Annotated in this window: 1 protein-coding gene; it reads left to right on the top strand. The window is 37.5% G+C overall.

Annotated features, from left to right (window positions below; all coding sequences use genetic code 11):
• The first annotated feature begins 125 nt into the window (after positions 1 to 125).
• Complete coding sequence (locus tag NBH15_RS29135) at positions 126 to 1,289, top strand: IS4 family transposase (protein ID WP_244060858.1); 1,164 nt, start codon at positions 126 to 128, stop codon at positions 1,287 to 1,289.
• Positions 1,290 to 1,325: the final 36 nt, after the last annotated feature.

Below are 1,325 nucleotides of genomic sequence, written 5' to 3'. Positions count from 1 at the left end.
CATTACTGTCCCGTAAAAGTGGATAAATAGTTCTTTGAAATAATTGAAATATAGTCTATTAGATACTACTTTTTAGGCGCGACGATTTGAAATCATACCTTTGAGGTCAATTAAGGTGACCTCAAATGAACCAAGATAAATATGTTTTCGCTCAGTTAGTAGAATTCTTGAACAATGATAAGTTCAGAAGACTTGTAGACAAGTATGATGGCAATCGTTATGTGAAACATTTCACTTGCTGGAGTCAGTTACTTGCAATGATGTTCGGTCAACTCAGTAATCGTGAAAGTCTTCGTGACTTGATTGTAGCTTTGGAAGCACATCAAGGAAAGCGTTATCATTTGGGATTGGGTCGTGAGCCCATTGCCAAAACTACGCTTGCATCTGCCAATCAGAATCGGGATTACAGAATCTTCGAAGATTTTGCTTTCTATATGATGAAGGAAGCATGTGAAAAACGATCGACTCACATCTTGGATATTCCAGGAAGGAAGTATGCGTTTGATTCCACTACGATTCCTTTATGTTTGGCTACATTCCCTTGGGCGAAGTTCCGTAAGAAAAAAGGTGGAGTTAAGGCTCATGTCCTTTATGACATAGAAGCACAACTTCCAGCCTTTTATACAGTAACTACAGCATCCAGGCATGATTCAACAGAAATGTCCGCAATTAATTATGAGCCAAATGCTTATTATATATTTGACAGAGCGTATGACTCGTTTAAAGAACTTTATCGGATTCATCTTACAGGTTCTTTCTTTGTAGTCAGAGCGAAGTCTAATCTGAAATGCAAGTTCTGTAAATGGAAGCGTAGAATGCCGAAGAATATCCTTTCAGATGCGGAAGTGAAACTGATAGGGTACACTTCTGAAAAGAAGTATCCTGAATCATTCAGAGTCATCCGTTTCTATGATGAAGAGGATGATCGTGAATTCACATTCCTGACGAATGCCAAACACATATCTGCACTTGATGTTGCCAATCTTTATAAGAAAAGATGGTTCGTGGAACTTTTCTTCAAATGGCTGAAACAACACCTTAAGATAAAAAGGTTCTGGGGTACTACCGAGAATGCGGTTCGAATACAGATTAGTGTTGCTATCATCACCTATTGTTTAGTAGCTATTGTACAATATGATATGCAACTGAATCGTTCAACTTATGAGGTCTTGCAGATTCTTAGCATCTCATTAACAGATAAAACGCATTTACAAGAGCTGTTTAATAAGACTAATTTCAATGATGTCAAAGAACAATTTAATCCCCTTATTCCGGGATTATTTGATTAATTAATAACTCGTCCCGATTTTAACGGGACACTAGTG

The organism is Parabacteroides caeci (genome assembly GCF_023656795.1).
In the GTDB taxonomy this organism is placed as follows: domain Bacteria; phylum Bacteroidota; class Bacteroidia; order Bacteroidales; family Tannerellaceae; genus Parabacteroides; species Parabacteroides segnis.
This window is presented reverse-complemented; position numbering and strand designations above follow the sequence as displayed.

Bases quoted from the DNA above. Each gene is read 5' to 3' on its own strand.
- NBH15_RS29135 (WP_244060858.1), top strand. From the start codon at position 126: ATGAACCAAGATAAATATGTTTTCGCTCAGTTAGTAGAATTCTTGAAC.